This window comes from Rathayibacter sp. VKM Ac-2754 (assembly GCF_009807095.1).
GTDB lineage: Bacteria > Actinomycetota > Actinomycetes > Actinomycetales > Microbacteriaceae > Rathayibacter.
Map to the genome: position 1 here is coordinate 17,682 of NZ_WUCC01000005.1, position 27,000 is coordinate 44,681.

A 27,000-nucleotide genomic window follows, 5' to 3' on the forward strand; every position below is an offset into this window, starting at 1 on the left:
GGCGCTACTCCGCCTTGTCCGCGGCCTCGGCGAGGAGCTCGAGGTAGTCGTCGAGCACCCACGAGATCGACAGCGGAGTCGGGTTGGCGGCGGTGCCGAGCGGGGTGGAGGGCAGGCGCACGATCGCGTCGTCCGCCACGGCCGGGATCTGCGAGAGCAGCGGGTCGCCCTTCAGCGCGTTCACGAGCTCGTCGTCGCCGTAGGTGACGATCACGTCGACGTCGCTGAACGCGTCGGCCTGCTCGGCGCTCTGGGTGAGCGAGAACTTGTCGGTGGCGTCGGATGCGGTCGCGATGCTCTCGGGAGTGGTCAGGCCGAGGTCGGCGAAGAACGCCGGGCGGGTGTCGTGGGTCGTGTAGAAGCTGACCTGGCTGAGGTCGGTCGGGTCGACGTGGGTGAGGAACATCGCGGAGGTGTCGGCGAGCTGCGGGTACGCGGCGACCTTCTCCTCGATCTCGGTCTCGAGGTCGGAGATGAGCGCGGCGCCCTCGTCGGCCTTGCCCATCGCCTCGCTGTTCAGCGTGATCATGTCGCGCCAGGAGGTGCCCCAGGCGGTCTCGGGGTAGGCCACGACGGGAGCGATCTCGCTCAGGGTGTCGTAGTCCTCCTGGGTCAGGCCGGAGTAGGCGGCGAGGATGACGTCGGGCTGCGTGTCGGCGACGGCCTCGAAGTCGATGCCGTCGGTCTCGTCGAAGAGGACGGGGGTCTCGCCGCCGAGCTCGTCGAGCTTCTCGGTGACCCACGGGAGGAGCCCGTCGCCGTCGTCGTCGCCGAAGTTGGCGGCGGCCATGCCGACCGGGACCACTCCCAGCGCGAGGGGGACCTCGTGATTGGCCCAGTTGACGGTCGCGACCCGCTCGGGCTCGGCCTCGATGGTCGTCGTGCCGAGCGCGTGCTCGATCGTGATCGGGGTGAAGCCGCTCGAGGCCTCCTCCGACCCGGTCGCGGCGGAGGAGCAGCCGGCGAGGCCGACGGTGAGCAGAGCAGTGGCGAGCAGCGCGAGCGGCTTCGTGGCGCGGGGCATCGTTCCCTTTCGGAAGGCGGTTCGTGGGGTGCCCGCGACCCTTGGGAGGGGTGAGCACTAAGGACAGCCTAACCAAAGAATGTGCGGGTTCTCAGCCGGGGTCGGTCGTTGCGAGCGGATCTGCGTGCACAACCGAGGTTCAATCCGGGCCTGGGGCGTCCCTGGCAGGAGACGCGGCCTCTCCGCCTCGGTTGCGCACATCGGCGCCTCGGGCTCAGGTTGAGACGAGCTTCTCGACGGTGCGGAGGTTGCGCGTCGTCGTCGTCGAGCGGTACGCCGCGCGGGCGAGCACCTTCGCGGCGGGGGTGTCGGTCGAGGAGCCGCGGGGGCAGCGCCAGTAGACGACTCCGTCGCCGCGGGCGAGCAGCTCGATCGCGGGGTCGGTCTCGCCGATCGCGGCCTCGAGCGCATCGAGGGCCGCGTCGTCGGAGCCGAAGACGACGTAGGGGTGCGCCTCGTCGTCGATGCGCGGGAACGGGTAGGCGCGCGCGGCCGCGGCGAGCGCCTCCTGAGTGAGGAGCACGATCCAGGCGTCGTAGCCGAAGCGCTCGCCGAGGGCCGCCTCGAGCACGGGCTTGAGGTCGTCGCGGTCGGAGTCGAACGCGACGTTGCCGCTCGCGAGGACCGTGCGGACCCGCTCCACCCCGAGCGCGGCGACGGTCTCGGCGAGCTCCGCGCTCCGGACGGTGCGTCCGTTGACGTTCACTCCGCGCAGCAGTGCGACGAATCGGGTCATGCGGCCGACGGTAGCGTGGCCGCATGGCGCACGGAAGACGACGGAGCGACGGGCTCGAGGACGACATCCTGCGCGCGAGCACGCGGGGACCGGGGGCGCGCACCCGGGCCGAGGTCGCGCCCGCGTCGGGGCGGCACCTGGTGCTGCCGGCCCACTCGGGGACGGTGCTCGACGTCGACGTCGAGGCGCTGATCCGGATCGCCGCCGCTGCCGATCTGGTCATCGCGCTGGAGCGGCGACCGGGCGACTTCGCCGTGGCCGCGACTCCGCTGCTCTCGTGGTGGTCGTCGATCGAGACGATCCCGACCGAGGAGGAGGAGCGGCGGCTCGACGCGGAGATGCTGACGGCGGTCGCGCTCGGCCCGGGCCCTGGGACCGACGTGGACTCGCAGCTGCGGGCACTGGCGGCCGGCGGCGGCCTCGATGCGCTCGCCTCCGCGCTGGCCCTGCTCGCGCGGGTGCCGGATCCGCCGGCGGCGTTCCAGGACGCGGACGGGTTCCTGCGGGTGATGACGCCCGAGGAGCCGTTCGAGCGGCGGCTGGCGGCGGTGCCGCTCGAGACGCTGCCGGTGGAGCGGGCGCTGCTGCTGCTCCGGGACTGCGCGTTCACGGCGACGCTGCCGCGGCGGCGCGCGGCGGTGGCGGAGGCGTCGGCGCGGGTGGTCGCGGCGGCTCCCGAGGCGACGGCGCGGGTGGGCGAGCTGGCGGACGCGGTGGAGGCGGCGCTCGATCGGCGGTGGTCGGCGGTCTGACGGACCTCGGGCTCGTGGGAAGGCGTTGGGCTCGTGGGAACCGGCGGATTCGACGAGCCGAACCGGGATCTTCGAGCCGGAGGCGATCGGGGCTGCCGGGCGGTCGGGGCGGGCGGCCGATTCCGGCGCGGAACGGCGACCGGCGCGCCCGGTCAATAGGCTGGACGGATGTCCCTCCCCGGTCTCGACTTCCGACGCTTCCCCGCCGCCCTCTCCGCCGACGGCGGTCCCGACACCGCCACGGCGTCCTGGGGCGTCGCGATCAACGCGGGGTTCCACGAGAAGGAGTACACGCCGGAGCAGTGGCGCGACTGGGCCGAGCACATGGTCGCCGACCGCCGCGTGCTGACCGCGGTGCTCGACTCCGCCGCCCCCGAGGGACTCGACGGCGCGGGCGTCCCCGTCGCGACGTACGCCGGCTTCCCCGGCTCGCTGCAGGTCGGGCGCGGGCGCGAGATCGCCGCGCACCTCGTCTCGCAGGTGACGGTGCGGGCGACGCACCGACGCCGCGGCATCCTCCGCGCGATGATCACGGAGGATCTCCAGCTCGCCCAGGAGAGCGGCGCCGCCGTCGCCGTGCTCACCGCCAGCGAGGCCTCGATCTACCGCCGCTTCGGCTTCGGCCGCTCGGCGTTCACCCGCTCGGTGCGCGTCGACACCGGACCTCGGTTCGGCCTGCAGGTCGAGCCCGCCGGCCGCGTCGAGGTCGTCGCGACGACCTGGCTGCAGTCGCGGGTCGAGGAGGTGTTCACCCGGTTCCACGCGCGGACGCCCGGGTCGCTCACCCGCCAGTCGCGCTACGCCGCGAACGCCGTCGGCACCGAGCCGGGCGCGACCGATCCGGCACGCGACGTCCGCTCGGCCGTGCACCTCGCCGCCGACGGGACCCTCGACGGCTACGTCACCTACCGCGCCACCGGTCCGGACGAGGACGACCGCGTCCTCGAGATCGTGGACTTCGTCGCGGGCGGCGACGACGCCTACCTCGGACTCTGGGGCTTCCTCGGAGCTGTCGACCTCGCCTCCTCCGTCACCTGGGACATGGCGCCCGGCGACGACCCGCTCGCGTGGGCGCTGCGCGACCCGCGCGTGGTGTCGGTGACCGGGGTCTCCGACCTCATCTGGACGCGGGTGCTCGACGTCGCCGCCGCGTTCGGCGCGCGCCCGTGGACGACCGACGGCACTCTGGTCGTCGCGGTGCGCGACGCGCTCGGACTGGTCGAGGGCTCCTACCGGATCGCGGTCGAGAACGGCGAGGGTCGCATCGAGCGCACCGACGAGAGCGCGACCGTCGAGCTCGACGTCGCCGACCTCGGGTCGCTGCTGCTCGGGTCGGTGCGGCCGTCGACGCTGGCGCGCGCGGGCACGGTCGACATCGCCGACGGGGAGCGCGAGCGAGTCGACCGCTTCTTCGCGCCGATCGCGGAGCCGTACTGCATCTCGTTCTTCTGAGCCGGTTCGCGGCCGCGACTCGCAGGCTCCTCCGGGCCTCCCCGCATCCGTCGTCGGTCATGCTGGAGGACCCCCGCCCGCCGAGACCGTGAGGAGCCCCGCATGGGTGCATCCGTGATCGTCGACGTCCTCGTCGTGCTCAGCCTGGTCGGCGCGCTCGTCGACGGACTCCGCCGCGGGCTGTTGCGCACGGTCGGCGGGCTCGCGGGCATCGTCGCCGGCGCCGTCGCCGCCTCCTTCGCCGTGCCGGCCGTCTCGTCGTGGGCCGCGGGCAGCGAGTGGCGCCTCCTCGCCGTCATCGGCACGGCGGTCCTGTGCCTGGGCGTCGGCTACGCGATCGGAGCGGCGCTCGGCGCGGTGATCGGGCGCGGCGCCGACAAGGTGAAGCTCGGGCTGCTCGACCGCCTGGCGGGAGGCGTCGCGGGCGTCGCGATCACCGGCCTCGTCTGGATCGCGATCACCTCCGCCGTCTCGCTCCTCGGGATCCCGTTCGTCACCACCTCCGTCGCCGGGTCCACCGTCATCCGGACGATCGACGACCTGACCCCGGATCCGGTCCGCGGGTTCCTCGCCCAGCTGCAGTCGACCGTGGTCGACCAGGGCACGTCGTGGATCGTCGAGGCGATCGACGCACCGACGCAGGCGCCGAGCATCCCCGACGTCGCGACCGACGACGCGGAGGTGGCGACCGCCGTCGCGTCCGTCGTGCGCGTCTCCGGCACGGCCTGGGCGTGCGACGTGGGAGTGACGGGCAGCGGATTCGTGGTGGCCGACGACCGCGTCGTCACCAACGCGCACGTGGTCGCCGGGGTGTCGGAGCCCGTGGTCGAGGCGCCCGGGGAGCCGCCGCGGACCGGCCGGGTGGTCTACGTCGACGCGGTCGCCGACCTCGCGGTCATCGCGGTCGACCGCCTCGACGCGACTCCGCTCGCCCTCGACGACGCGGTCGCGGCGGGCGACGACGCGGTCGTGGCCGGCTACCCGTTCGGCGGGCCGCTGACGCTCGGCTCCGCCGAGATCTCCTCCGACGCGATCGTCTCGCTGATGGTCGACGGCACGCCGACCCTCCGCGAGGTGCTGACGCTGGCCGCAGTGGTGAACCAGGGCAACTCGGGCGGACCGCTGCTCTCGCTCGACGGCACGGTGTCGGGAGTGGTGTTCGGCAAGGCGGCGTCGGTCGACAACGTCGGCTACGCGATCCCGCTCTCGGTGCTCGCGCCGGTCGCGTCGCAGGCCGCGGGACTGTCGGCGTCGGTCGATCCCGGAGCGTGCACCTCGTCCTGAGGGCCGAGGCGTCAGGGCGCGCCGAGCACGAGCGTCAGCCGGTCGAGCTGCACCACCACCGGATCGGTCTCCAGGTAGGCCTCGACCTCCGGGACGACGGGGAACCGCGCCGACCGCTGGATCGCGATCGCGACGATCCCCTCCGCCTCCGGATCGGTCGTGACGCGGTCGAGGATGTACGGCGCGTAGACGCCCGACGACATCCCCTGCACCAGGATCAGCCCCTCGTCGAGCCCGCGCTCGCGCAGCGCGTCGGAGACCCGCGCGATCCCGGTCGGCCGCTCATGGGCGATCCCGGCCGACGTCGCCGCGGCGATCACGACGGAGGCGGCGAGCAGCAGGGCGCCGAGCGGTCGCGCGAAGGGCACGACCAGCCCGCCGCGCAGCGCCTCCGCGATGCCGACGCCCGCCAGCGCGCAGAGCAGCCACGCCCACGCCTCGTAGTAGTGCGGGAGGGCGACCGAGCTGATCAGCAGGTGGAAGACCAGGAGGAGCGCGGTGGCGCCGCCGAGGTAGAGGACGAGGGCGCGCTGTCGCGGCGCGAACAGGGCGAGGAGGCAGCCGATCACCAGGACGGCGAGCGCGAACGGTCCGATGCCCGCAGCCGTGAACCACAGGTTCGCCCACCACGGCGGGAACTGGTACGCCCGGCCCGCGACGTCGATCAGGTGCCCTCCGGCGTTGTGCTCCGACTGGAAGTCGAGCAGGTAGCGGATCGCCTCGACAGGATGCACGGGCAGGTAGAGGAGCAGCCCCGCGACCAGGAAGGCGGCGGAGAACGCGACGAACCCGCGCACCGCGCGGCGGCGACTCCCGACCATGATCAGCGGCAGGAGGAAGACCGGCGCCAGCACGACGGTCGTCAGCTTCGACGTCGCCGAGAGCGCGAAGAGCACGCCGGCGAGGGCGATCAGCCAGCCCCGGTCGCGCTCCTCCGATGTGCCGCGCCGCGCCCAGGCCCACGCGGCCGCCATCGCCGCCACCGCGAACAGCACCATGAACGGCTCGAGCAGGGCGAGCCGGTCGATGCGGGTCGTGCCGTCGGGCGTGGTCCGCGGGAAGAGGAGGAACAGGCCGGCGGGGACCAGCGCGAGGACGGAGCCCAGCTCGCGCTTCAGCCAGGACCAGAGGATCACGCCGGTGAGGAACGCGGCGGCGCCCGCGGCGATCCGTCCGGCGAGGAGCCCCTCGCCCAGGAGGAGCTGCGCGGCGCCGAGCAGGTACTTGGCGGTCGGCGGGTGCTCGAGGTTCGCGCTCACGTCGCCGTGCAGGTAGTCCCAGCCGGCGGTGAGGTAGACGGGCTCGTCCGAGGAGACGTTCGCGGCGCCGAGGCTGCCGAAGCACTGGTAGAGACCCCAGACGAGGATGCCGATCAGCGCCACCCGCCTCGATGCCACCCGTCCCGCTGCCGCCCGCTCCACCCGCCCGAGCCTAGGCGGGCGGCACCCTCGGGGGCGCCTCCGACGGCCGGTAGGATCGTCGGGCATCCCGCCCCCCTCTCCTGGAGCTCTCGAGCCATGGCACACAGCGTCCCCGACACCACTGCGAACGCCGAGGCGACGCCCGAGCGCGAGCAGCCGTACGCCGCCCTGGGGCTGAAGCCCGACGAGTACGCGAGCATCCGCGAGATCCTCGGCCGGCGCCCCACGAGCGGCGAGCTGGCGATGTACTCGGTGATGTGGAGCGAGCACTGCTCGTACAAGTCGTCGAAGATGTACCTCCGCCAGTTCGGGCAGAAGGTCTCGCCCGCCATGAAGAAGAACCTCATGGTCGGCATGGGCGAGAACGCCGGAGTCGTCGACGTCGGCGAGGGCTGGGCCGTCACCTTCAAGATCGAGAGCCACAACCACCCGAGCTACATCGAGCCGTTCCAGGGCGCGGCGACCGGAGTGGGCGGCATCGTCCGCGACATCATCTCGATGGGCGCGCGGCCCGTCGCCGTCATGGACGCGCTGCGCTTCGGCCACATCGACGACCCCGACACGGCCCGCGTCGTGCACGGCGTGGTCGCCGGCATCTCGTTCTACGCCAACTGCCTCGGCCTGCCCAACATCGGCGGCGAGACCTACTTCGACTCCGTCTACCAGGGCAACCCGCTCGTCAACGCGCTCGCGGTCGGCGTCCTCCGCCACGAGGACCTGCACCTCGCGAACGCCCGCGGCGTCGGCAACAAGGTCGTGCTCTTCGGGGCGCGCACCGGGGGCGACGGGATCGGCGGCGCGTCGATCCTCGCCTCCGACAGCTTCGCCGACGGCGGCCCGACCAAGCGCCCGGCCGTCCAGGTCGGCGACCCGTTCGCCGAGAAGGTGCTCATCGAGTGCTGCCTCGAGCTCTTCGCGAAGGACCTGGTCGAGGGCATCCAGGACCTGGGCGCCGCGGGCATCTCGTGCGCCACCTCCGAGCTGGCCTCGAACGGCGACGGCGGCATGTTCGTCGAGCTCGACTCGGTGCTGCTGCGCGACCCCTCGCTCACCGCCGAGGAGATCCTGATGTCGGAGTCGCAGGAGCGGATGATGGCGGTCGTCCGCCCCGACAAGCTCGACGCGTTCCTCGAGGTCGTCGGCAAGTGGGACGTCGAGACCAGCGTGCTCGGCGAGGTCACCGACTCCGGCCGCCTGATCATCCACTGGCACGGCGAGGAGATCGTCAACGTCGACCCGCGCACCGTCGCGGTCGACGGCCCGGTCTACGAGCGCCCCCTCGAGTACCCGGCGTGGCTCGACGCGCTGCAGGCCGACTCCTCCTCGCGTCTGCCCCGCTCGAGCGACGGCGAGGCCCTGCGCGCAGAGACCCTCGCACTGCTCGGCTCGGCGAACCTCGCCGACAAGAGCTGGATCACCTCGCAGTACGACCGCTACGTGCTCGGCAACACGGCGCTGAGCTACCCCGACGACGGAGGCATGGTCCGCGTCGACGAGGAGTCGGGGCTCGGCTTCGCGGTCGCCACCGACGCGAACGGGCGCTGGTGCCAGCTCGACCCGGCGCAGGGCGCTCGCCTGGCTCTCGCGGAGGCGTTCCGCAACGTCGCCGTGACCGGGGCGACCCCAGTCGCCGTGTCGGACTGCCTCAACTTCGGCAGCCCCGAGAACCCCGAGGTGATGTGGCAGTTCCGCGAGGCCGTGGGCGCTCTCGCCGACGCGTGCCTCGAGCTCGAGATCCCCGTCACCGGCGGCAACGTCTCGTTCTACAACCAGACCGGCGACGTGCCGATCTTCCCGACGCCGGTCGTGGGCGTGCTCGGCGTGATCGACGACGTCGCGCGCCGCATCCCCTCGGGCTGGCAGGACGAGGGCGACAACGTCTACCTGCTCGGCGTCACCCGCGACGAGCTCGACGGCTCCGCGTGGGCCGGCACCGTGCACGACCACCTGGGCGGCCTGCCTCCGCAGCTCGACCTCGGCGACGAGAAGGCCCTGGCCGAGCTGATCTCGGCGGGCGCGCGGGAGTCGCTGATCGCCTCCGCCCACGACCTCGCCGACGGCGGACTCGTCGTCGCCCTGGCCGAGTCCGCGCTGCGCTTCGGCGTGGGCGTGCGCATCTGGCTCGACGAGCTGATGGAGCGCGACGGCGTCGACGCGACCGCCGCCCTCTTCTCGGAGTCGACCGGCCGCGTGCTCGTGTCGGTGCCGCGCGAGGACGACGTGAAGTTCCGCGGACTCTGCGAGGGCCGGGGCTACCCGGTGCTCCGGATCGGCGTGACCGACGCGGAGAGCCCCGTGGTCGAGGTGCAGGGCCTGTTCACGCTCCCCCTCGACGAGCTGCGCGCCGTGAACGGCGCCGTGCTGCCCGCGCACTTCGCCTAGGCGGCCGCCTGGAGCGTTCCATCCGCCAGGAGTTGTCGTACTCGGCCTCCCAGCACGACAACTCCTGGAGTCTCGATCGACCCCGGCCCGCGGCGCTCCTCCGCGTGCCCGCTCGCATGCACGCTGGTCTGAATCGTTCCACCCTCCAGAAGTTGCGGTAGTCGCGCTCGACTACCGCAACTTCTGGCGAGTGGGCGGGACTCGGTTTCCGTTATTACGGAATGTTTGCAATAGTCGAGGCGTGACCGAACCTCCGCGTGACCTCGCCGCCGAGCTCGACGAGCTCCGGGAGCGGATCGACCGACTCGAGAGCGCGGGTGCCGTCGCCGCACAGCGCGACGCCTCCGCGGAGAGCACCGACCCCCTGTGGGCCCTCACCGCCCTCAAGCAGCGGCTGCCCTCCCCCGGCGGCGTCGTCTTCGCCGGCGCGGTCGGCACCCCCGAGGGCCCGGTCGAATGGCAGTACGGCCTCACGACCGACGCCTTCTTCGAGCGCGACTGGGGATCGAGCCCCGGCCCGACGGCGCTGGCCGCGCTCGGCAGCCCGGTGCGCCTGCGCTTCCTGCAGGCGATCGCCGGCGGAGTCGAGACCGTCGCCCAGCTCGCCGAGAGCGAGGGCGCCGGCACCACCGGTCAGATCTACCACCACGTCAACCAGCTCGTCGCGGCCGGCTGGCTCCAGGCGCGCGGGCGGGGCCGCTACGGCATCCCGCCCGAGCGCCTCGTGCCGCTGCTCGTGATCCTGCTCGCCTCGGGAGGCCCTCGATGAACCGTCTGAAGATCGCCGCCGGCGCCGCCGCACTCGCCGTCCTCGCCGCCGGCTTGCTGCTGCGCCCGACCGTTCCGGCCCTCTCGGCCGAGCGCACCGGCGATGCCGAGATCGCCGACTGGCTGCACGAGAACGTCGAGCGCGGCGCCCGCGACCAGCTCGTCGCCGCCGTCGTCACCCCCGACGGCGTCCGCTTCGCCGGTCTCGGCGCCGACGAGAGCACCGAGGTCGAGATCGGATCCGTGACCAAGACCATGACGGCCCTCCTGCTCGCGCAGAGCGCCGCGAACGGCACCGTCTCGCTCGAGGACCCGGCCGCGGACCACGCCGAGCTCGGCGGCTTCCCCGGCACCCTCGAGGAGCTCGCGAGCCACCGCTCCGGGCTCCCCCGGCTCTCGTCCGACCTGCGCGACACCGCCGTGACCCTGCTCGCCCAGCTGCGCGGCAGCGATCCGTACGCCTCGTACTCGGCCGAGGACGCCCTGCGCCACGCGGCCGCGGCTCCGCTCGGCGAGCCCGAGGTCGCCTACTCCAACCTCGGCGCCGCCGTCCTCGGGCAGGCCGTCGCCCGAGCGGAGGGGGTCGAGTACGCCGACCTGCTGCGCGAGCGCGTGTTCACGCCGCTCGGGATGGACGCCAGCTCGATCCCGACGACCGCCGACGCCCTGGCGCCCGACGCGCCGACCGGCTACTCCGAGTCGGGCCGCCCGGTCGACGCGTGGACCCTCGAGGGGTACGCGCCGGCGGGAGGCGTGCGCTCGACCGCCGCGGACATGGCGCGGTACGCCGAGGCGCTGCTGACCGACGACCCGGCGCTCGGAGTCCCGGCCGCCGAGGTGCTCGATCCGCGGTTCGACGCGGGTGGGAGCGGCCGGGTCGGGCTCGCCTGGTTCACCTCCGACGCGGTCGGCGGCGGCTCGGCGACCTGGCACAACGGAGGCACGGCCGGCTACTCGACGATGCTCGCGATGGACCGCGAGCGCGGAGTCGCCGTCTTCGTCAACGGCAACACCGCGAGCTCGGTCGACGGGCTCGGGATGCGACTGCTCGACCACGTCCTGGAGGAGGACTCGTGATCACCATCGCCAGCGTCATCGCCCTGATCATCGCGGCGTACACGGCCGTCCGCTTCGCGCTGGGGGTCGTCCCCCTCCGCGCGAAGCTCCTCGACCGCGACCGGCTCCGGGTGCTGACCCGCGGCGTCGAGGCGGTCGTGGTCCTGCTGCTCGTGCGCGTGTTCGCCGACTGGACGCTCCTGAGCATCGTCCCCTGGCTCGCGCTGGTGCTCGTGACGGCAGTGGGCGCGGCCGGCGCGGTCCTGCGCTGGGGGTCGCTGCCCTGGCTCGAGGACCCGGCCCGGCGCCGCAGTCGCGCGATCGGCTTCGCCGGCACGCTCGCCCTGTCGGCCGCGTTCGTCGGCGTCGTCGGCCTCTGAGCGCCGGCTCCGCGCCGCTGGACCGTTCCACTCCGCAGAAGTTGCGGTAGTCGAGCTCGACTACCGCAACTTTCGAGGAGTGGGAGGCGATCGAAGCGGCCGGCGAGGTCGAGACGAGACGGGCGAGCCCGAACGCCGGTCAGTCCTGGGCGGGCAGCGGCTCGGGCTCGGGGTTCTCGAGCACGCGCCCGTTCTGCGTGCCGACGCTCGTCACGGTCGACGGGCTGAGGTTGAGGGTGTCGCCGCCGTACAGGCTGTCGATCGAGACGCCGTCGCGGCGCACCGAGTTGAGCGCGTCGAGGTACTCGGGGCTGACGCAGAACCGGTCGGCGATGCTCTCGCTGATGTCGCCGGCGGCGACCAGGTAGGAGGCGGGCGTGCCGTCGGCCGCCGTCGTCACCTCTCCGGTCGCGCCGGTGCGCGGGCCGCGGTCGCGGACCAGCTCGATGTCGAGGCCGCCGACCGTGCCCGCCTCGGCGGCGTCGACGTAGCCGACCTCGCACTCGCCGGTGGCGGGGACCGGCTGGGTCGTGCTGACGACCGGCTCGGGCGTGGCGGTGACGCTCGGGACCGGCCGCGGGCCCGCCTCCGCCTCGCCCGACCCCGTCTCTGCGGGGGCGGCGGGCGCCGCCTCGGACGACGACGGGGTCGCCGCGTCCGACGTCGCCGCGGTCTCGGGCGCCGAGGTGCAGCCCGCCAGCAGCAGCACCGACGCGAGGGCGATCACGGCGCGCGGGGGGAACGTCCTGGTGGTCACCCCGCGACTCTAGCCCGGGGCGGAGGCGCCGATCGGGCACCCCGCCGCGCGCCCATTCACCTCCGCCGCCGCTGAATCCCATCGCGCCTCCGTGTTGGACACCCGCCACGCGGAGGCGTTGGCTGGGGTCATGCAGTACACCCACCTCGGCCGCACCGGCCTGTCCGTCTCCCGCGCCGTCCTCGGCACCATGAACTTCGGCCCCGAGACCACCGAGCCCGACTCGTTCGCGATCATGGACCGCGCGCACGAGCTCGGCGTCAACTTCTTCGACACGGCGAACGTCTACGGCGGCGAGGGCGCGCGCGGCGCGACAGAGGAGATCGTCGGCCGCTGGTTCGCGCAGGGCGGCGAGCGCCGCGAGCGCACGGTGCTGGCGACCAAGTTCTTCGGCGACATGGAGCAGTACGCGGCGCCCGGATCCGAGCGCGGCCGCGACTCCTGGCCCAACGGCGGCCGCCTCTCGGCTCTGAACCTCCGCCGCGCCCTCGACGACAGCCTCCGCCGCCTGCAGACCGACCACATCGACCTGTACCAGTTCCACCACGTCGACCGCTCGACCCCGTGGGACGAGATCTGGCAGGCGATGGAGGTCGCCGTGCAGCAGGGCAAGGTCCTCTACGTCGGCTCGAGCAACTTCGCCGGCTGGCACATCGCCCAGGCGCAGGAGGCGGCGAAGGCCCGCCACTTCACCGGCCTCGCCTCGGAGCAGTCGATCTACAACCTCACCGTGCGCGACATCGAGCGCGAGGTTCTGCCCGCGGCGCTGCACTACGGCCTCGGCGTCATCCCCTGGTCGCCGCTGCAGGGCGGCCTGCTCGGCGGCGTGCTCGAGAAGACGGAGGCGGGCGGGCGGCGCACCTCGGCCCGCGGACTCGAGGCGATCGAGAAGCACCGCCCCGCCCTCGAGCAGTACGAGGCCTTCGCCCGCGAGCGCGGCATCGCGCCCGGTGAGCTCGCGCTCGCCTGGCTGCTGCACCAGCCCGGCGTCACCGGACCGATCACGGGTCCGCGCACGATGGCGCAGCTCGAGAGCGCGGTCGCCGCGGTCGACATCACCCTCGACTCCGACGACCTCGCCCGCCTCGACGAGATCTTCCCCGGGCACCGCACGGCGCCCGAGGACTACGCGTGGTGACGGGCTCCGCCTTCGTCTCTCGCTGATCGGTCAGCTCGTAGCGGCCCCCTTCTCGCTGATCGAGCCCGCAGCCCGCGCAGCGGGCGTATCGAGATCCACGTCCGTCAGAAGGCCGGGTCGGAAGGCCTCTCTGCTGACGGACGCGGGTCTCGATACGCCGCCTCCGGCGGCTGCGGGCTCGACCAGCGAGCCTGTCCCCCACTCCTCCCCCACACGAAGGACCACACCCATGAAGCAGCGCACCCTCGGCGACCTCCAGGTCGGCGCCATCGGACTCGGCGGCATGCCCCTCTCGATCGAGGGCCGCCCCGACCGCGAGCGCGGGATCGCCACGATCCACGCCGCCCTCGACTCCGGCGTCACCCTGATCGACACGGCCGACGCCTACCACCAGCCCGTCGAGGGCGACCTCGGCCACAACGAGCTCCTCATCGCGGAGGCGCTGCGCAGCTACGGCGGCGACACCTCCGCCGTGCTCGTGGCGACGAAGGGCGGGCACCTCCGTCCCCCGGGCGAGAACTGGACCCAGGACGGCCGCCCCGAGCACCTGAAGGAGGCGGCACGCGCCTCCGCCCAGCGCCTCGGCGTCGAGGCGATCGGCCTCTACCAGTACCACCGGCCGGACTCGCGGGTGCCCTACGCCGACTCGATCGGCGCGCTCGCCGAGCTGCTCGACGAGGGTGTCATCGTGCGGGCCGGCATCTCGAACGCCGACCCCGACCAGATCCGCGAGGCGCACGGGATCCTCGGCTCTCGGCTCGTGTCGGTGCAGAACCAGTTCTCGCCGTCGTTCCGCTCGAGCGAGCCGGAGCTCGAGCTGTGCGCCGAGCTGGGGCTCGCGTTCCTGCCGTGGAGCCCGCTCGGAGGCATCGGCGGAGCCGCCGAGGTCGGCACGCGCAACGCCGCGTTCGGCACCGTCGCCGAGGCCCACGGAGTCTCGCCCCAGGTCGTCTGCCTCGCCTGGGAGCTGGCGAAGGCTCCCGTCGTACTGCCGATCCCCGGCGCGTCCCGGCCCGAGAGCATCCGCGACTCGGCGACCGCGGCCGAGCTGACGCTCACCGCGGAGGAGCTGGCCTCGCTCGGCTGAGGTCGCCACCCATGCTGATCGAGCGACTCGCGGGGCGGGCGGATCTTCTCCCGCTGATCGAGCCCGCAGCCCGCGCAGCGGGCGCATCGAGATCCACGTCCTTCAGAACGCCGGGGCAGAAGCCTGATCTGCTGACGCTCGTGGGTCTCGGTACGCCCCTGCGGGGCTACTCGACCAGCATGCACCGGCCACTCCTTGATTGCGTTGCTCAGCCAGCAGGCAAGGAAGCGCCAGGGTCGGGCGGCTCGACCAGCAGGGGCAGAGCCGCTCGTCAGTCCTGCTCGGCGCCCGGCAGGGCCGCGACGAACGCTCGCGCCGCCGCGCTCGGCCGCTCCGGGACGGCCACCATCGTCCGCCAGACCAGCAGCGGCTCGTCCAGCGGCACCGCCGTCAGCACTCCGGGCCGCTTCTCGGCGAAGTGCGCCGGAACCACCGCGATCCCCATCCCGTACTCGACCAGGTCGAGCAGCGTGTGCACGTCGTTGACCTCGAGCTCGACCTCGAAGGGCACGCCCTGCTCGGCGAACGCCTGCGCCGCCAGGTGCCGCGCGCCCCAGTGCTCCTGCAGCCCCACGACGGTCTCGCCCTCGAGGTCCGGGATGCGGCAGACGTCGCGATCGGCGAGCGGATGATCGGGGTGCAGGAGCACCGCGAAGCCCTCGCCGGCCAGCGGTCGCGTCCGCACCCCCGACGGCGTCGCGCCGATGTCGGCGACGAGCGCGAGATCGAGCCGGCCGGCGGCGACCGAGTCGAGCAGAGTGCCCGACCCGTCGTGCGTGAGCCGCAGGGCGATGGCCGGGTGCTGGCGGCGGAACGTCGCCAGCTCGCGCGGCAGGTGCACGCCGCCGAGGCACTCCTCGGTGCCGACGGAGAGGCTGCCGCGCAGCACTCCCTGCACCGCGAGCACCGCGTCGCGGGCGGCGACCGCGCTGGCGACCGAGCGCTCCGACTCCTCGAGCATCGCGCGGCCGGCCGGGGTCAGCTCGACCCGGCGGGTGCTGCGGGTGAAGAGCGGGCTGCCCAGCTCGCTCTCGAGCGCGCGGATCGACGCCGACAGCCCCGACTGCGAGATCTGCAGGGCGCTCGCCGCGCGGGTGAAGTGCTGCTCCTTCGCCACGGCGAGGAAGTGTTCGAGCTGACGCAGTTCCATGGGTCCATCCTCGTCGGGCGGAAGCGCCGTCGGGGACGCGGTGGTCAGCCGGTAGTGCGAGAGATCGCCAGCACGACGGCGGTGAGGGTGCTGCGCAGGCGCTCGAGCGCGGCCGCGTCGGAGTCGGCCTCGAGGATCGACTGCTTCACCGCGTCGTCGTAGCTCGCGATGAGGAGGCGGACGGCGGTCGTCGGCTCGAGCGCGAACTCGCGCTGCACCTGGGCCAGAGCGTCGTCGACGATCTGCACGAGCGACGCGTCGAATCCAGCGCGGAAGTCGCGGTACTGCGGAGCGATCGCCGCATCGCGCAGCGCCAGCAGCTCGAACTCGGACTGCACGACGCACCAGCGCCGGTTGTCGTTGAACGGGCCCTGGAGGAAGTCGAGGATGACGACGGCGAGCGTCACGGCCGTCAGCGGTTCGTCGGCCACCTTCGGGAGGGTCCGCCCCATCTGCTCGACGAGCGTGGCGATCCGGGCATCGTTCTCGCGCTCCATCAGGGCGAAGAACAGCTCCTCCTTGCTCGAGAAGTTCGAGTAGAAGGCGCCGCGCGTGAACCCGGCGGCCTCGCTGATCTGCTCGACCGAGGCGGTGTGCACGCCGGTGTCCGCGAAGACCTCGTAGGCCGCGTCGAGCAGGCGCTCGCGGGTGCGACTGCGGCGTGCGGTCTCCGGGACGTCGGAGGTCATCCTGTGTCTCCTCCCGGAGCATCGGAACGGCGTTGAGATACATCACTGTATCGGATACATTCACGTATCGGATACGTTCTTGTATCGGGTACGAAGACGTATCGCCTCCCTCCCCCCATCGTCAGGAGACCTGCGTGTCGTCGCTGCTGTACCGACTCGGACGCTGGGTGCATCGCGCCCACCGTCTCGTCGCCGTCCTCTGGCTCGCCGTCGTCGTCCTCGCGGGCGGAGGCGCGCTGCTGCTGAACCAGGGCACCGACAACGCCTTCGCCATCCCGGGCACGGAGTCGCAGACCGCGCTCGACCAGCTCGAGCGCACGTTCCCGCAGGTCAGCGGCACCTCCGCCCGCTACGTGGTGGTCACCGCCGACGGCGGCAGCGTCGAGGACGCCTCGATCTCGGGACCGGTCGGCGAGGCCGTGACGGAGCTCGAGGGCATCGACGAGGTCGCCGCCGTCACCGACCCGTACTCCGACACCGTCGAGGGCACGATCTCCGAGAAGGGCGACGCCCTGGTCATCACCGTCCAGATGGACGGATCGGCCACCACCACCTCGACCGAGTCGCGCGACGCCCTGAAGGCCGAGGCCACCACGCTCGAGGAGTCCCTCCCCGCTGGCACCACCGTCTCGCTCGGCGGCGACCTCTTCTCGCAGAGCCTGCCGGGCGTCACGATCACCGAGGCGATCGGCCTCGTCGTCGCCCTCGTGGTCCTGGTGCTCACCTTCGGCTCGTTCCTCGCCGCCGGCATGCCGCTGGTCACCGCGCTGCTCGGCGTCGCGCTCTCGATGTCGGCCATCTTCATCGCCACCCGCTTCGCGTCGATCTCGTCGACGACTCCGCTGCTCGCCCTGATGCTCGGCCTCGCGGTCGGCATCGACTACGCGCTCTTCATCATCAGCCGCCACCAGGACCAGCTGCGCGAGGGCATGGACCCCGAGGAGTCGACCGCGCGCGCGACGGCGACCGCCGGCTCCGCCGTGGTGTTCGCCGGCCTGACCGTCATCATCGCCCTCGTCGGGCTGTCGGTCGCGGGCATCCCGTTCCTCACCACGATGGGCATCGCGGCGGCGGGCGGAGTCGCGATCGCCGTGGTCATCGCGCTCACGCTCACACCCGCGCTGCTCGGCTTCGCCGGCGAGCGCCTCCGCCCCAAGCCGCGCAAGAAGAAGGGGGCGAAGGCCGCGCACGCCGACCCCGAGACCGCCGTCACCGCCGACCCGCACGCTCCCGCCGAGGTCCCCGCCGGCTTCTTCCGCGGCTGGGTGCGCGTCGTCACCCGCTTCCCGCTCGTCACGATCATCGCCGTCGTGGGCCTCCTCGGCGTCGCCACGATCCCGACGCTGAGCCTGCGCCTCGCGCTGCCCGACGCCGGCTACCAGGCCGAGGGGACGCCCGCGCGCGACACCTACGACCTGCTCGCCGAGAACTTCGGCCCCGGCTACAACGGCCCGCTCATCGTCACCGGCACGATCATCGGCTCGACCGATCCGCTGGGCCTGATGGCCGACCTCAAGACCGAGATCGAGGGGCTCGACGGAGTCGCCTCCGTGCCCCTCGCGACCCCGAACGAGGACGCCGACACCGGCATCATCCAGGTGATCCCCGAGGGCAGCCCCGACTCCGAGGCGACCAAGGCGCTCGTCGCCGAGATCCGCGACAAGCACGACTACTTCCAGGAGGAGTACGGGGTCGATCTCGCGGTTACCGGTCAGTCCGCGGTCGGCATCGACATCTCCGACCGGCTCGCCCAGGCCCTGGTGCCGTTCGGCCTGCTCGTCGTCGGGCTCTCGCTCGTGCTGCTGACCATGGTCTTCCGCTCGCTCTGGGTGCCGCTGAAGGCGACGCTCGGCTACCTCCTGTCGGTCGGCGCCTCCTTCGGCGCCGTCGCGGCGGTCTTCGAGTGGGGATGGTTCGCCGACGCCCTGCACGTCGACAAGACCGGCCCCATCATCAGCTTCATGCCGATCATCCTGATGGGCGTGCTGTTCGGGCTCGCGATGGACTACGAGGTGTTCCTCGTCTCGCGGATGCGCGAGGACTACGTGCACGGGCGCTCGGCGCGCGCGGCGGTCGAGTCGGGCTTCGTCGGCTCGGCGAAGGTCGTCACCGCGGCCGCGATCATCATGTTCTCGGTCTTCGCCGCGTTCGTGCCGGAGGGGGACACCAGCATCAAGCCGATCGCCCTCGGCCTCGCGGTCGGCGTGTTCGTCGACGCGTTCATCGTGCGGATGACGCTCGTGCCGGCCGTGCTGCACCTGCTCGGTGACCGCGCGTGGCACATGCCGCGCTGGCTCGACCGCATCCTGCCGTCGTTCGACGTCGAGGGCGAGGGGCTCACCAAGGAGCTCGCGCTGCGCGACTGGCCCGAGCCGGGTGCGACCGACGCGGTCGCGGCCGAGGGCCTGACGCTGAGCGGGCCCGACGGCCCCCTCTACAGCGATGTCGCCGTACGCGTCCCCGCCGGCGGATCGCTCGTCGTGCACGGGCCGCACCGGTCGGGCCGCACCGCCCTGCTGCTGACCATCGCGGGCCGGCTGGCGCCCGACTCCGGCCGCCTGAAGGTCGCCGGACTCGTCGTGCCGATCCGCGCCTCCGCCGTCCGCGGCCGGGTAGGGCTCGTCCGGCTGGCCGGCGAGGCCGATCCGCTCGGCGAGGTCCGCTCGGCGCTGGGCACCTCCCCGGCGGTCCTGGTGCTCGACGACCTCGACACGGTCACCGATCCGCAGCTGCGCAAGCAGATCAGGCGCGAGCTCGACTCGATGCGCGAGCACGCACCCCGTGACGGACGCACCTTCACGGTGATCGCCTCCTCCGTCGACGCCGACGCGCTCGACGACCTCCTCCCCTCCGATCACTCGGTGCTCTCCTCCGCGGCCGAGCGCCGCGACATCGCAAAGGTCCTCTGACATGGCTCTGCTCTCCCTCGAACGCCCGCGCGGCGTCAAGAAGGTGTCCTGGCTGACCCTTCTCGGCATCGTCCTGGTGCCCCTCGCGATCGGCGGCCTGCTCGTCTGGGCGCTGTGGAACCCGACCGACCGCCTCGACCAGATCACGGCCGCGGTCGTGAACGAGGACACCCCCGTCGAGATCAACGGCCAGACCGTGCCGCTCGGCCGCCAGCTCGCGGCAGGGCTCGTGACGGGAGGCACCGAGAGCACCGCCACGGCGTCGCCGACCCCGGTGCCCAACGTCTCGGGCTCCGACTCGTCGGGCAACTTCACCTGGGTCCTCACCGACAAGGACGACGCCGCGCAGGGGCTCGCCGACGGCACGTACGCGACCGTCGTCACGATCCCCTCCGAGTTCTCCGCCGCCGCCACCTCCTACTCCGGAGACGCGGCCGAGGCCACCAAGGCGACCATCGACATCGCGACGAGCGACAAGGCCAAGCTCGTCGACGACGCCATCTCGGCGACGGTGACCAGCACGGCCACGTCGCTGCTCAACACGCAGCTGACCACCGCCTACCTCGAGAACGTCTACGTCGGCTTCAACACGCTGAACGAGCAGATCGGCCAGGCGGCCGACGGCGCCGGCACCCTCGCCGACGGCGCCGACGAGCTGGGCACGGGCGCCTCCTCGCTCGCCGACGGCACCTCGTCGCTCGCAACGGGCATCGACGACCTCGCGACCGGCGCCTCCGCGCTCTCGGACGGAGTCGCGCAGGTCGGCACGGGCGCCTCGTCGCTCGCCGACGGAGTCGCCCAGGTCGGCACCGGCGCGTCCTCGCTCGCCGACGGAGTCGCGCAGCTCGGCACCGGCGCCTCCGACCTCTCGGGCGGCGTCTCGCAGCTCGCGACCGGCACGCAGCAGTCGGCCGACGGGGCGACCGGCCTCGCCGACGGGCTCGACGGGCTCGCAGCGGGAGTCGCGGCGCTCGGGCAGACCGCGTCCACCGCCTCCGGAGTCGCCGCCCAGTCGGCGACCACCACCGGCACCTCGCTCGGCACGATCGCCGCGCTGGCGGAATCGTGCGCGGCGACCGACCCGGTCTGCGCGGCGATCCTCGCCGAGGCCGGCACCCAGCTCGACACCACCAACCAGAACGGCGCGCTCTACCAGGCGGGCGCGACGGCGCAGTACACGGCGGGGATCGCATCGGGCATCAACGACGGCACCGACGGGCAGCCCTCGCTCGTCGCGGGCACCCAGCAGTCGGCCGCCGGCGCGCGCAGCCTGGCCGGCGGGCTCTCGCAGCTCGCCACCGGAGCCGCCACCGCCGCTCAGGGTGCCGCCGCGCTGTCGACCGGCGCCGCGTCGGCCTCCGATGGAGCCGCGCAGCTGGCGACAGGAGCCGCCTCGGCCTCGACCGGAGCCGCCCAGCTCGCGACCGGAGCCGCCTCCGCGGCCGACGGAGCCGCGCAGCTCGCCACGGGAGCCGCCTCCGCCGCCGACGGAGCCGACCAGCTGGCCGACGGAGCGACCGGCGTCTCGGACGGCGCCGTGCAGCTCGCCGACGGCACCCGCACTCTCGCCACCGGCCTCGACGCGGCCGTGGCGCAGCTGCCGACCTACACCGACGCGGAGTCGACGAACCTCGCCGACGTCGTCGCCGATCCGGTCGAGAACGCGAGCTCGTCGACCACCCTGTTCGGAGCCTCGAGCGTGCCGTTCTTCACGACGATCGCACTGTGGCTCGGAGCGCTCGCCAGCTTCCTCGTGCTCGCCGCGTTCTCGCACCGCGCGCTCTCGTCGACCCGCTCGTCCGCGGCGCTCGCCCTCTCCTCCTACGTGCCGGCGCTCGTGATCGGCCTCGTGCAGGGACTGGCGGTGGCGATCGTCATGCAGTTCGTCGCCGACCTCGAGCCGTGGACGTTCGTCGGCTTCACCCTGCTGTCGATGCTCGTCGGCGCCTCGTTCGCCGCCGTCAACCAGGGCCTGGTCGCCCTGCTCGGAGGCACGGGCCGCTTCATCGCGATGCTCGCGGCGGTCATCGGGCTCGGCGCCGGCATCATCTCGACGGTGCCGGGCGTGTTCGACGACGCCCTCGGGTTCCTGCCGCTGTCGGCCGCGCAGACCGCGCTGTCGGGCGTGGTCGAGGGCTCGGGAGGTGTCGGCGGCTCGGTCGTCGGCCTCGTGATCTGGCTGCTCTTCGGCCTGCTGCTGACCGTCGCCGCGATCGCCCGCCGCCGCGTCGTGTCGGTCCGCGCCCTCCGCCGCCCCGCGGAGGCGTAGGCCCGGCGAGCATGCTGGTCGAGTAGCCCCGCAGGGGCGTATCGAGACCCACCATCGTCAGCAGATCGGTCCTCAGATCCGGCCTTCTGACGGACGTCGATCTCGATACGCCAGCTGCGCGGGCTACTCGATCAGCAAGGGGCGCAGCGCGGAGTAGCGGTCCGTGACGCGGGATGGAACAGCGCTCCGCGAAGTCGACGCCCGTCGCCATGCATGCTGGTCGAGTAGCCCCGCAGGGGCGTATCGAGGCCCACCAGCGTCAGCAGATCGGTCCTCAGATCCGGGCTTCTGACGGACGTGGATCTCGATACGCCCGCTGCGCGGGCTACTCGATCAGCAAGGGGGCGCAGCGCGGAGAAGGGGTCCGTGACGCGGGATGGAACAGCGCTCCGCGAAGTCGACGCCCGTCGCCATGCATGCTGGTCGAGTAGCCCCGCAGGGGCGTATCGAGGCCCACCAGCGTCAGCAGATCGGTCCTCAGATCCGGCCTTCTGAAGGACGTCGTCTCGATACGCCCGCTGCGCGGGCTACTCGATCAGCAAGGGGGCGCAGCGCGGAGAAGGGGTCCGTGACGCGGGATGGAACAGCGCTCCGCGAAGTCGACGCCCGTCGCCATGCATGCTGGTCGAGTAGCCCCGCAGGGGCGTATCGAGACCCACCAGCGTCAGCAGACCGGTCCTCAGATCCGGCCTTCTGACGGACGTGGATCTCGATACGCCCGCTGCGCGGGCTACTCGATCAGCAAGGGGGCGCAGCGCGGCCGCGGAGCAGGTCAGTCGGCCGCGCCGCTCGCGATGCGCTCGTGGTGGTGGATGACCTCGGCGACGATGAAGCCGAGGAACTTCTCCGCGAACGCGGGGTCGAGGTGCGACTCCTCCGCGAGCGCCCGCAGCCGGGCGATCTGACGCGCCTCGCGGTCGAGATCGGCGGCCGGCAGCCCGTGCGCCGCCTTCAGCCGCCCGACCTTCTGCGTGAACTTGAAGCGCTCCGCGAGCAGGTGGATGAGGGCCGCATCGATGTTGTCGATGCTCTGCCGGATCTGCTCGAGCTCGGCCCGTGCCTCGGCCTCGTCGCGCGCCACGTCGTCGGTCATGCTCTCGACCCTAACCGACGACGAAGGCCCCCTCCCGGAAGCGAGAGGGGGCCTTCGTGAGAGTCGCGTCAGTCGACGATGCTGAGCGTGACCGGGACGTTGCCGCGCGTGGCGTTCGAGTACGGGCACAGCGTGTGCGCCTTCTCGGCGACCTTGTGGGCGTCCTCGGGACTCGCCTTGGGCACGTAGATGTCGAGCTCGACCGCGAGGCCGAAGCCCTCGTCGTTCTTGCCGATCGAGACGCTCGCCGAGACAGCCGCATCGGTGGTGTCGATCTTCAGCTCGCGGCCGGCGCCGTGCAGGGCGCTGAGGAAGCAGGCCGAGAACCCGGCGGCGAAGAGCTGCTCGGGGTTGGTCCCGTCTCCGGAGCCTCCGAGCTCCTTCGGCGGGCGGGTGTCGAGGTCGAGGCGGTCGTCCTCGGTGCGGACGTGGCCGTCGCGTCCTCCACCGGAGGCGTGGGCGATAGCGGTGTAGATGGCATCCATGCCCCCATCCCACCACTGATCACCCGAGTGCGAGGTGAACGCCCGGTGCACGCCGCATCGGAGCCGAGCATCCGCTGCGAGACCCGCGCCGACAGCCGTCAACCCCCTGCCTCCTCCGGCGCGCGGGGTGTGGCGTGGAGGGGAACGTCCGGCGTCGGCCGGACAGAACGGAGCAGCAATGCGCGCACTCACCTGGCAGGGCGTCGAGAAGGTCTCGGTCGAGACCGTTCCCGACCCCCGCATCCAGCAGCCCACCGACGCGATCGTCCGCATCACCTCGACGGCGATCTGCGGCTCGGACCTGCACCTGTACCGGATCCTCGGCCCCTACCTCGACAAGGGCGACGTGCTCGGCCACGAGCCGATGGGCATCGTCGAGGAGGTCGGCAGCGCCATCACGAAGCTCAAGGTCGGCGACCGCGTCGTCGTCCCCTTCAACATCTCCTGCGGCGAGTGCTTCATGTGCCGGAACGGTCTGCAGTCGCAGTGCGAGACGACGCAGGTCACCGAGTACGGCTCCGGCGCCTCGCTGTTCGGCTTCACCAAGATGTACGGCCAGGTCCCCGGCGGTCAGGCGGAGCTGCTCCGCGTGCCGCTCGCCGACTACAACACCGTGGTCGTCGGAACCGATCTGCCCGACGAGCGCTACCTCTTCCTCAGCGACATCGTGCCGACCGCCTGGCAGGGCGTCGACTACGCGCAGGTCCCCGACGGAGGCTCGCTCGTCGTCTTCGGCCTCGGACCGGTCGGCCAGCTCGCCGCCCGCATCGGGCTGCACCGCGGCTACCGCGTGATGGCGATCGACCCGGTCGCCGAGCGCCGCGCCATGGCCGCGCGCCACGGCGTCGAGGTGTTCGACCTCGCGGACGACGTGCTCGCCGAGCTGCGCGACCTCACCGACGGCCGGGGCCCCGACTCCGTCATCGACGCGGTCGGCATGGAGGCGCACGGCTCGCCCGTCGAGTCGTTCGCGCAGTCGATGGCCGGGCTGCTGCCCGACCCGATCGCGCGCAAGGCGATGGACACCGTCGGCGTCGACCGGATGGCGGCGGTGCACGCCTCGCTCGACCTGGTGCGCCGCGGCGGCACCGTCTCGCTGAGCGGGGTCTACGGAGGCGAGGCCGATCCGATGCCGCTGAAGTCGATGTTCGACAAGCAGGTCACCATGAAGATGGGCCAGTGCAACGTGAAGCACTGGATCGACGACGTGCTGCCGCTGGTCGAGGACTCGAGCGATCCGCTCGGCGTCATGGACCTCGTCACCCACCGCGCACCCCTCGAGGACGCGCCGGGCCTCTACGAGACGTTCCAGAAGAAGGAGGACGGCTGCATCAAGGTCGTGCTGCAGCCGTAGGGCTCCCCTCGCTGGTCGAGTAGCCCGCGGAGCGGGCGTATCGAGACCCACCTCCGTCCGGAGAGGAGATCTGCACTCCCTCCCTTCTGACGCTGGTGGGTCTCGATACGCCCCTGCGGGGCTACTCGACCAGCACGGGGCGTCGCCCCTGTGGGCCTGCGGGCTCGATCAGCACGGGCGTTGATGCTCCGGGAACGACGAAGGCGGCGCCCCCGTGGGGACGCCGCCTTCGTGTGGTGAGACCTACTTGAAGACGTCCTTGACGTCCTCGCCGACCTTCTTGGTCGACGCTGCGGCCTGGTCCTTCTGGCCTTCGGCCTTCAGGCTGTCGTCGTTCTTGTGCTCGCCCAGTGCTTCCTTCGCCTTGCCGGCGATGTCCTGAGCAGCGTTCTTGATCTTGTCATCGAGCCCCATTGCGGTGCCTCCTTCGTGATCGGTCGTGCGTGGTACGTGATGACCCGACCGTAGGAGTGGAGGCTGCCTGTCCCCTGTGCGCGGGGAGGGGCTTGCCCGGGCACCACTCGAGTGCCACGATTCACCCCCGCGATCAGGTCGCGGGCGTAGCCGTCTCGGAGGGGACCGTCTGCGACGGCTCGTTGGTCGGCGTCTGGCTCGACCCGTCGTCGGCGCTCGTCGGTACCACGATGCCCGACTGCACCGGAGTCTGCGCGTCGCCCGTGCAGCCCGCTAGCAGTCCGACCAGCAGGGCGGAGGCGCCGAGCGCTCCCAGAACGCGGCCGACGGTTCGAGCGGGCGGATCGAGCCGGAGGGAAGTCATACGGGCGACGCTAGGCGGGCCTTCCGCGCGACAGCAGGGGCTTGACTTCTCCTCCCCCCGCCCGCGGACGCCCCGCATCGGAGGGGCGCGCGATGGTAGCCCCGTCCGGGGCCCGAGCGCTACCGCCTGTCCCTGCTGGCGGGCGCCTCGCAGACTGGCGACGCCGGCACGCATCCATCCCCCACTCGATCCTGGAAGGGAACGACGATGTCTACCATCGATCCCGCTACACCTCCGTTCGGAGACGGCGCCGCGAACTTCGCCGCGACCGACACGACCTTCGACGAGACCACCACCGCGACGTCCCACTCCACGGGCTCCGGCGCGTCCGGCAAGGTCGACGCCGCCAAGGAGCAGGTCGGTGCCGCCAAGGACCAGGCCGCCTCGGTCGCCGGCGACGCCAAGCAGGCCGCGGGCGACGTCCTCGCCACCGGCAAGGAGGAGGCGGCCAACGTCGCCCAGGAGGCCAAGACCCAGGTCAAGGACCTCCTCGACCAGAGCCGCGGCCAGCTCACCGAGCAGGCCCACGCCCAGAAGGAGAACGCCGCCAAGGGCGCCCGCGCCTTCAGCGACGACCTGACCTCGCTCGCGAACGGCGAGGGCGGCCAGGACAACATGGCCGCGAACCTCGTCTCGAACCTCGCCGGCCGCGCCCAGGGCGTCGCCACCTGGCTCGAGGACCGCGAGCCGGCCGAGCTGCTGGAGGACGTGAAGTCGTTCGCCCGCCGCCGCCCGGGAGCGTTCATCCTGCTCGCCGCCGCGACCGGCCTCGTCGCCGGCCGCCTGGTCCGCGCCCTCACCGCCGAGGCCAAGGATGAGAAGGAGGCCGCGACCGACACGTCCGGCCCCGAGTTCGCCGCTCCGGCCGCCTCGACCTACGGCACGTCGAGCACCGATCACCTCCCCACCGAGCCGATCGCCGACCCGCTGAGCGTGCCGACGACCTCGGCCGGCTACGACTCCTTCCCGACGGGACTCCGACCGTGACCGACTCCTCCGGAGCGCATCGCGCCGGACTGGGCGAGCCGACCCCCGACCAGCGCGCGGGCAGCACGTCGCTCGGCGACCTGCTCGGCGAGGTCTCGCGCGACCTCTCGACCCTGATCCGCCAGGAGATGGCGCTCGCCAAGGCCGAGCTCAAGGAGTCCGCCGGCAAGGCGGGCAAGGGCGCAGGCCTCCTGGGCGGCGCCGGCTACGCGGCGATCATGGCCGTGCTGTTCCTCTCGATCGCCCTCTGGTGGGCGCTCGGCACTCTGATCGGCAACGGCTGGTCCGGAGTCGTCGTCGCCGTGATCTGGGGCATCGTCGCCGCGATCCTGTACTCCGTCGGGCGCAAGAGCCTGAAGACCGTCGAGGGCGCACCCGAGACGGTCGACTCCCTCAAGAAGATTCCCGAAACCCTCAAGCCGAACGGGGCAGGACGATGACGTACGACTCTGCAAGCACTGACTACTCGAACAAGACGCCGGAGGAGATCCGGGCCGAGATCGAGCGCACCCGCCTCGAGCTCGGCGGCGACGTCGACGCCCTCGCCGAGAAGGTCAGCCCCAGCGCCATCGCGCAGCGGCAGACCGACAAGGTGAAGTCGGCCGTCGGCTCCGTCCGCGACCGCGTGATGGGCGCCGCGCACGACGCGGGCGACTCCGTCTCCGGAGGCGCGGACTCCGTCAAGGGCGCCGCCGGCTCGGTCAAGGGCAAGGCCGAGGGCAACCCGCTCGCGGTCGGCCTGATCGCGCTCGGCGCCGGCATGCTCGTGGCGTCGCTGATCCCGGCCTCCAGCGCCGAGAAGCAGGCCGCCTCGAAGGTCAAGGAGACGGCCCAGCCGGTCGTCGACAAGGTCACCGAGGCCGCGAAGGACGCCGCCGGCGAGCTCCGCGAGCCCGCCCAGCAGGCCTTCGCCTCGGTGAAGGAGACCGCGACCGACGCCGCGCAGAACGTCAAGGAGGCGGGGACCTCCGCCACCGACGACGTCAAGGACTCGGCCCGCGAGGCCAAGCACGCGGTGCAGGAGAACGGCCAGGCTTAGAGCCTGCACG

25 protein-coding genes are annotated in these 27,000 nt (G+C 72.5%); 15 read left to right on the top strand and 10 right to left on the bottom strand.

Annotated features, from left to right (window positions below):
• Nucleotides 1–4: 4 nt before the first annotated feature.
• The gene (locus GRS92_RS09645) at nt 5–1,024 is read right to left on the bottom strand and encodes an iron-siderophore ABC transporter substrate-binding protein (RefSeq protein ID WP_159855662.1); all 1,020 of its coding nucleotides are present in this window, start codon (nt 1,022–1,024) and stop codon (nt 5–7) included.
• Nucleotides 1,025–1,238: 214 nt separating this feature from the next.
• On the bottom strand, nt 1,239–1,760 hold the full coding sequence (locus GRS92_RS09650; protein WP_159855664.1) for a DUF1697 domain-containing protein: 522 nt from the start codon (nt 1,758–1,760) through the stop codon (nt 1,239–1,241).
• Nucleotides 1,761–1,783: 23 nt separating this feature from the next.
• Here GRS92_RS09650 and GRS92_RS09655 point away from each other — a divergent pair, with 23 nt between their 5' ends.
• The 3 genes from GRS92_RS09655 to GRS92_RS09665 all read left to right on the top strand — a co-directional run bounded on the left by GRS92_RS09655 (nt 1,784) and on the right by GRS92_RS09665 (nt 5,248).
• Nucleotides 1,784–2,512 carry a DUF2254 family protein gene (locus GRS92_RS09655; protein ID WP_159855666.1) on the top strand — a complete coding sequence of 243 codons (729 nt, stop codon included), beginning with the start codon at nt 1,784–1,786 and terminating at the stop codon, nt 2,510–2,512.
• Nucleotides 2,513–2,680: 168 nt separating this feature from the next.
• Nucleotides 2,681–3,964: a GNAT family N-acetyltransferase gene (locus GRS92_RS09660; RefSeq protein WP_159855668.1), complete on the top strand. Its 1,284-nt coding sequence runs from the start codon at nt 2,681–2,683 to the stop codon at nt 3,962–3,964.
• A 102-nt stretch (nt 3,965–4,066) separates the two neighbouring features.
• On the top strand, nt 4,067–5,248 hold the full coding sequence (locus GRS92_RS09665; RefSeq protein WP_159855679.1) for a MarP family serine protease: 1,182 nt from the start codon (nt 4,067–4,069) through the stop codon (nt 5,246–5,248).
• 11 nt (nt 5,249–5,259) lie between these two features.
• Here the strand turns inward: GRS92_RS09665 and GRS92_RS09670 are convergent, their stop codons facing one another.
• Nucleotides 5,260–6,669, bottom strand: a complete 1,410-nt coding sequence (locus tag GRS92_RS09670) for a glycosyltransferase family 39 protein (RefSeq protein WP_159855681.1) — start codon at nt 6,667–6,669, stop codon at nt 5,260–5,262.
• Between the two features lie 96 nt (nt 6,670–6,765).
• Here GRS92_RS09670 and purL point away from each other — a divergent pair, with 96 nt between their 5' ends.
• The 4 genes from purL (at nt 6,766) to GRS92_RS09690 (ending at nt 11,255) form a co-directional block, all read left to right on the top strand.
• Nucleotides 6,766–9,051, top strand: a complete 2,286-nt coding sequence (gene purL, locus GRS92_RS09675; RefSeq protein WP_159855683.1) for a phosphoribosylformylglycinamidine synthase subunit PurL — start codon at nt 6,766–6,768, stop codon at nt 9,049–9,051.
• A gap of 241 nt (nt 9,052–9,292) precedes the next feature.
• Entirely contained in the window at nt 9,293–9,820 is a 528-nt protein-coding gene (locus tag GRS92_RS09680) for an ArsR/SmtB family transcription factor (protein ID WP_159855685.1), read from the top strand.
• The gene (locus GRS92_RS09685) at nt 9,817–10,896 is read left to right on the top strand and encodes a serine hydrolase domain-containing protein (RefSeq protein ID WP_159855687.1); all 1,080 of its coding nucleotides are present in this window, start codon (nt 9,817–9,819) and stop codon (nt 10,894–10,896) included. Before GRS92_RS09680 ends, GRS92_RS09685 begins: the two co-directional genes overlap by 4 nt.
• Complete coding sequence (locus tag GRS92_RS09690) at nt 10,893–11,255, top strand: hypothetical protein (RefSeq protein WP_159855689.1); 363 nt, start codon at nt 10,893–10,895, stop codon at nt 11,253–11,255. Before GRS92_RS09685 ends, GRS92_RS09690 begins: the two co-directional genes overlap by 4 nt.
• Before the next feature lie 139 nt (nt 11,256–11,394).
• On the opposite strand, the gene GRS92_RS09695 is transcribed toward GRS92_RS09690, so the two are convergent.
• Entirely contained in the window at nt 11,395–12,012 is a 618-nt protein-coding gene (locus GRS92_RS09695; protein WP_159855691.1) for a hypothetical protein, read from the bottom strand.
• Nucleotides 12,013–12,142: 130 nt separating this feature from the next.
• Between GRS92_RS09695 and GRS92_RS09700 the strand changes: the two genes are divergently transcribed.
• The gene (locus GRS92_RS09700) at nt 12,143–13,150 is read left to right on the top strand and encodes an aldo/keto reductase (protein ID WP_159855693.1); all 1,008 of its coding nucleotides are present in this window, start codon (nt 12,143–12,145) and stop codon (nt 13,148–13,150) included.
• A gap of 229 nt (nt 13,151–13,379) precedes the next feature.
• Complete coding sequence (locus GRS92_RS09705; RefSeq protein ID WP_159855695.1) at nt 13,380–14,237, top strand: aldo/keto reductase; 858 nt, start codon at nt 13,380–13,382, stop codon at nt 14,235–14,237.
• A gap of 271 nt (nt 14,238–14,508) precedes the next feature.
• On the opposite strand, the gene GRS92_RS09710 is transcribed toward GRS92_RS09705, so the two are convergent.
• Both GRS92_RS09710 and GRS92_RS09715 read right to left on the bottom strand, forming a co-directional pair.
• Nucleotides 14,509–15,387: a LysR family transcriptional regulator gene (locus GRS92_RS09710; protein ID WP_159855697.1), complete on the bottom strand. Its 879-nt coding sequence runs from the start codon at nt 15,385–15,387 to the stop codon at nt 14,509–14,511.
• Nucleotides 15,388–15,431: 44 nt separating this feature from the next.
• Complete coding sequence (locus tag GRS92_RS09715; protein ID WP_159855699.1) at nt 15,432–16,076, bottom strand: TetR/AcrR family transcriptional regulator; 645 nt, start codon at nt 16,074–16,076, stop codon at nt 15,432–15,434.
• Nucleotides 16,077–16,210: 134 nt separating this feature from the next.
• On the opposite strand from GRS92_RS09715, the gene GRS92_RS09720 reads away from it, so the two are divergent.
• Nucleotides 16,211–18,985 carry an efflux RND transporter permease subunit gene (locus GRS92_RS09720; protein ID WP_159855701.1) on the top strand — a complete coding sequence of 925 codons (2,775 nt, stop codon included), beginning with the start codon at nt 16,211–16,213 and terminating at the stop codon, nt 18,983–18,985.
• A 1-nt stretch (nt 18,986) separates the two neighbouring features.
• A complete protein-coding gene (locus GRS92_RS09725) occupies nt 18,987–21,254 on the top strand; it encodes a YhgE/Pip domain-containing protein (RefSeq protein ID WP_159855703.1) in 2,268 nt (755 codons plus the stop codon).
• Between the two features lie 772 nt (nt 21,255–22,026).
• Here the strand turns inward: GRS92_RS09725 and GRS92_RS09730 are convergent.
• Together GRS92_RS09730 and GRS92_RS09735 are read right to left on the bottom strand one after the other, a co-directional pair.
• Nucleotides 22,027–22,347 (bottom strand): chorismate mutase, encoded by a 321-nt coding sequence (locus GRS92_RS09730; RefSeq protein ID WP_159855705.1) that lies wholly within the window; start codon nt 22,345–22,347, stop codon nt 22,027–22,029.
• Nucleotides 22,348–22,415: 68 nt separating this feature from the next.
• Nucleotides 22,416–22,832 carry an organic hydroperoxide resistance protein gene (locus GRS92_RS09735; RefSeq protein WP_159855707.1) on the bottom strand — a complete coding sequence of 139 codons (417 nt, stop codon included), beginning with the start codon at nt 22,830–22,832 and terminating at the stop codon, nt 22,416–22,418.
• A 178-nt stretch (nt 22,833–23,010) separates the two neighbouring features.
• Between GRS92_RS09735 and GRS92_RS09740 the strand changes: the two genes are divergently transcribed.
• Complete coding sequence (locus GRS92_RS09740) at nt 23,011–24,186, top strand: zinc-dependent alcohol dehydrogenase (protein ID WP_159855709.1); 1,176 nt, start codon at nt 23,011–23,013, stop codon at nt 24,184–24,186.
• A 243-nt stretch (nt 24,187–24,429) separates the two neighbouring features.
• On the opposite strand, the gene GRS92_RS09745 is transcribed toward GRS92_RS09740, so the two are convergent.
• Nucleotides 24,430–24,600 carry a CsbD family protein gene (locus GRS92_RS09745; protein ID WP_159855711.1) on the bottom strand — a complete coding sequence of 57 codons (171 nt, stop codon included), beginning with the start codon at nt 24,598–24,600 and terminating at the stop codon, nt 24,430–24,432.
• A 133-nt stretch (nt 24,601–24,733) separates the two neighbouring features.
• A complete protein-coding gene (locus tag GRS92_RS09750) occupies nt 24,734–24,964 on the bottom strand; it encodes a hypothetical protein (protein WP_159855713.1) in 231 nt (76 codons plus the stop codon).
• 207 nt (nt 24,965–25,171) lie between these two features.
• On the opposite strand from GRS92_RS09750, the gene GRS92_RS09755 reads away from it, so the two are divergent.
• From GRS92_RS09755 to GRS92_RS09765, 3 genes are read left to right on the top strand one after another with little or no spacing between them, the layout of a single operon-like run.
• Nucleotides 25,172–25,951 (top strand): hypothetical protein, encoded by a 780-nt coding sequence (locus GRS92_RS09755; protein WP_159855715.1) that lies wholly within the window; start codon nt 25,172–25,174, stop codon nt 25,949–25,951.
• Complete coding sequence (locus GRS92_RS09760; RefSeq protein WP_235021917.1) at nt 25,948–26,391, top strand: phage holin family protein; 444 nt, start codon at nt 25,948–25,950, stop codon at nt 26,389–26,391. The genes GRS92_RS09755 and GRS92_RS09760 overlap by 4 nt, the downstream gene beginning before the upstream one ends.
• The gene (locus GRS92_RS09765) at nt 26,388–26,990 is read left to right on the top strand and encodes a DUF3618 domain-containing protein (protein WP_159855717.1); all 603 of its coding nucleotides are present in this window, start codon (nt 26,388–26,390) and stop codon (nt 26,988–26,990) included. The genes GRS92_RS09760 and GRS92_RS09765 overlap by 4 nt, the downstream gene beginning before the upstream one ends.
• Nucleotides 26,991–27,000 lie beyond the last annotated feature (10 nt).

What these genes read in the sequence shown, in the direction of transcription:
- GRS92_RS09645 (WP_159855662.1), bottom strand. Translation starts at nt 1,024, where the DNA reads ATGCCCCGCGCCACGAAGCCGCTCGCGCTGCTCGCCACTGCTCTGCTC.
- GRS92_RS09650 (WP_159855664.1), bottom strand. Translation starts at nt 1,760, where the DNA reads ATGACCCGATTCGTCGCACTGCTGCGCGGAGTGAACGTCAACGGACGC.
- GRS92_RS09655 (WP_159855666.1), top strand. Translation starts at nt 1,784, where the DNA reads ATGGCGCACGGAAGACGACGGAGCGACGGGCTCGAGGACGACATCCTG.
- GRS92_RS09660 (WP_159855668.1), top strand. Translation starts at nt 2,681, where the DNA reads ATGTCCCTCCCCGGTCTCGACTTCCGACGCTTCCCCGCCGCCCTCTCC.
- GRS92_RS09665 (WP_159855679.1), top strand. Translation starts at nt 4,067, where the DNA reads ATGGGTGCATCCGTGATCGTCGACGTCCTCGTCGTGCTCAGCCTGGTC.
- purL (WP_159855683.1), top strand. Translation starts at nt 6,766, where the DNA reads ATGGCACACAGCGTCCCCGACACCACTGCGAACGCCGAGGCGACGCCC.
- GRS92_RS09685 (WP_159855687.1), top strand. Translation starts at nt 9,817, where the DNA reads ATGAACCGTCTGAAGATCGCCGCCGGCGCCGCCGCACTCGCCGTCCTC.
- GRS92_RS09700 (WP_159855693.1), top strand. Translation starts at nt 12,143, where the DNA reads ATGCAGTACACCCACCTCGGCCGCACCGGCCTGTCCGTCTCCCGCGCC.
- GRS92_RS09705 (WP_159855695.1), top strand. Translation starts at nt 13,380, where the DNA reads ATGAAGCAGCGCACCCTCGGCGACCTCCAGGTCGGCGCCATCGGACTC.
- GRS92_RS09710 (WP_159855697.1), bottom strand. Translation starts at nt 15,387, where the DNA reads ATGGAACTGCGTCAGCTCGAACACTTCCTCGCCGTGGCGAAGGAGCAG.
- GRS92_RS09715 (WP_159855699.1), bottom strand. Translation starts at nt 16,076, where the DNA reads ATGACCTCCGACGTCCCGGAGACCGCACGCCGCAGTCGCACCCGCGAG.
- GRS92_RS09725 (WP_159855703.1), top strand. Translation starts at nt 18,987, where the DNA reads ATGGCTCTGCTCTCCCTCGAACGCCCGCGCGGCGTCAAGAAGGTGTCC.
- GRS92_RS09730 (WP_159855705.1), bottom strand. Translation starts at nt 22,347, where the DNA reads ATGACCGACGACGTGGCGCGCGACGAGGCCGAGGCACGGGCCGAGCTC.
- GRS92_RS09735 (WP_159855707.1), bottom strand. Translation starts at nt 22,832, where the DNA reads ATGGATGCCATCTACACCGCTATCGCCCACGCCTCCGGTGGAGGACGC.
- GRS92_RS09740 (WP_159855709.1), top strand. Translation starts at nt 23,011, where the DNA reads ATGCGCGCACTCACCTGGCAGGGCGTCGAGAAGGTCTCGGTCGAGACC.
- GRS92_RS09745 (WP_159855711.1), bottom strand. Translation starts at nt 24,600, where the DNA reads ATGGGGCTCGATGACAAGATCAAGAACGCTGCTCAGGACATCGCCGGC.
- GRS92_RS09750 (WP_159855713.1), bottom strand. Translation starts at nt 24,964, where the DNA reads ATGACTTCCCTCCGGCTCGATCCGCCCGCTCGAACCGTCGGCCGCGTT.
- GRS92_RS09755 (WP_159855715.1), top strand. Translation starts at nt 25,172, where the DNA reads ATGTCTACCATCGATCCCGCTACACCTCCGTTCGGAGACGGCGCCGCG.
- GRS92_RS09765 (WP_159855717.1), top strand. Translation starts at nt 26,388, where the DNA reads ATGACGTACGACTCTGCAAGCACTGACTACTCGAACAAGACGCCGGAG.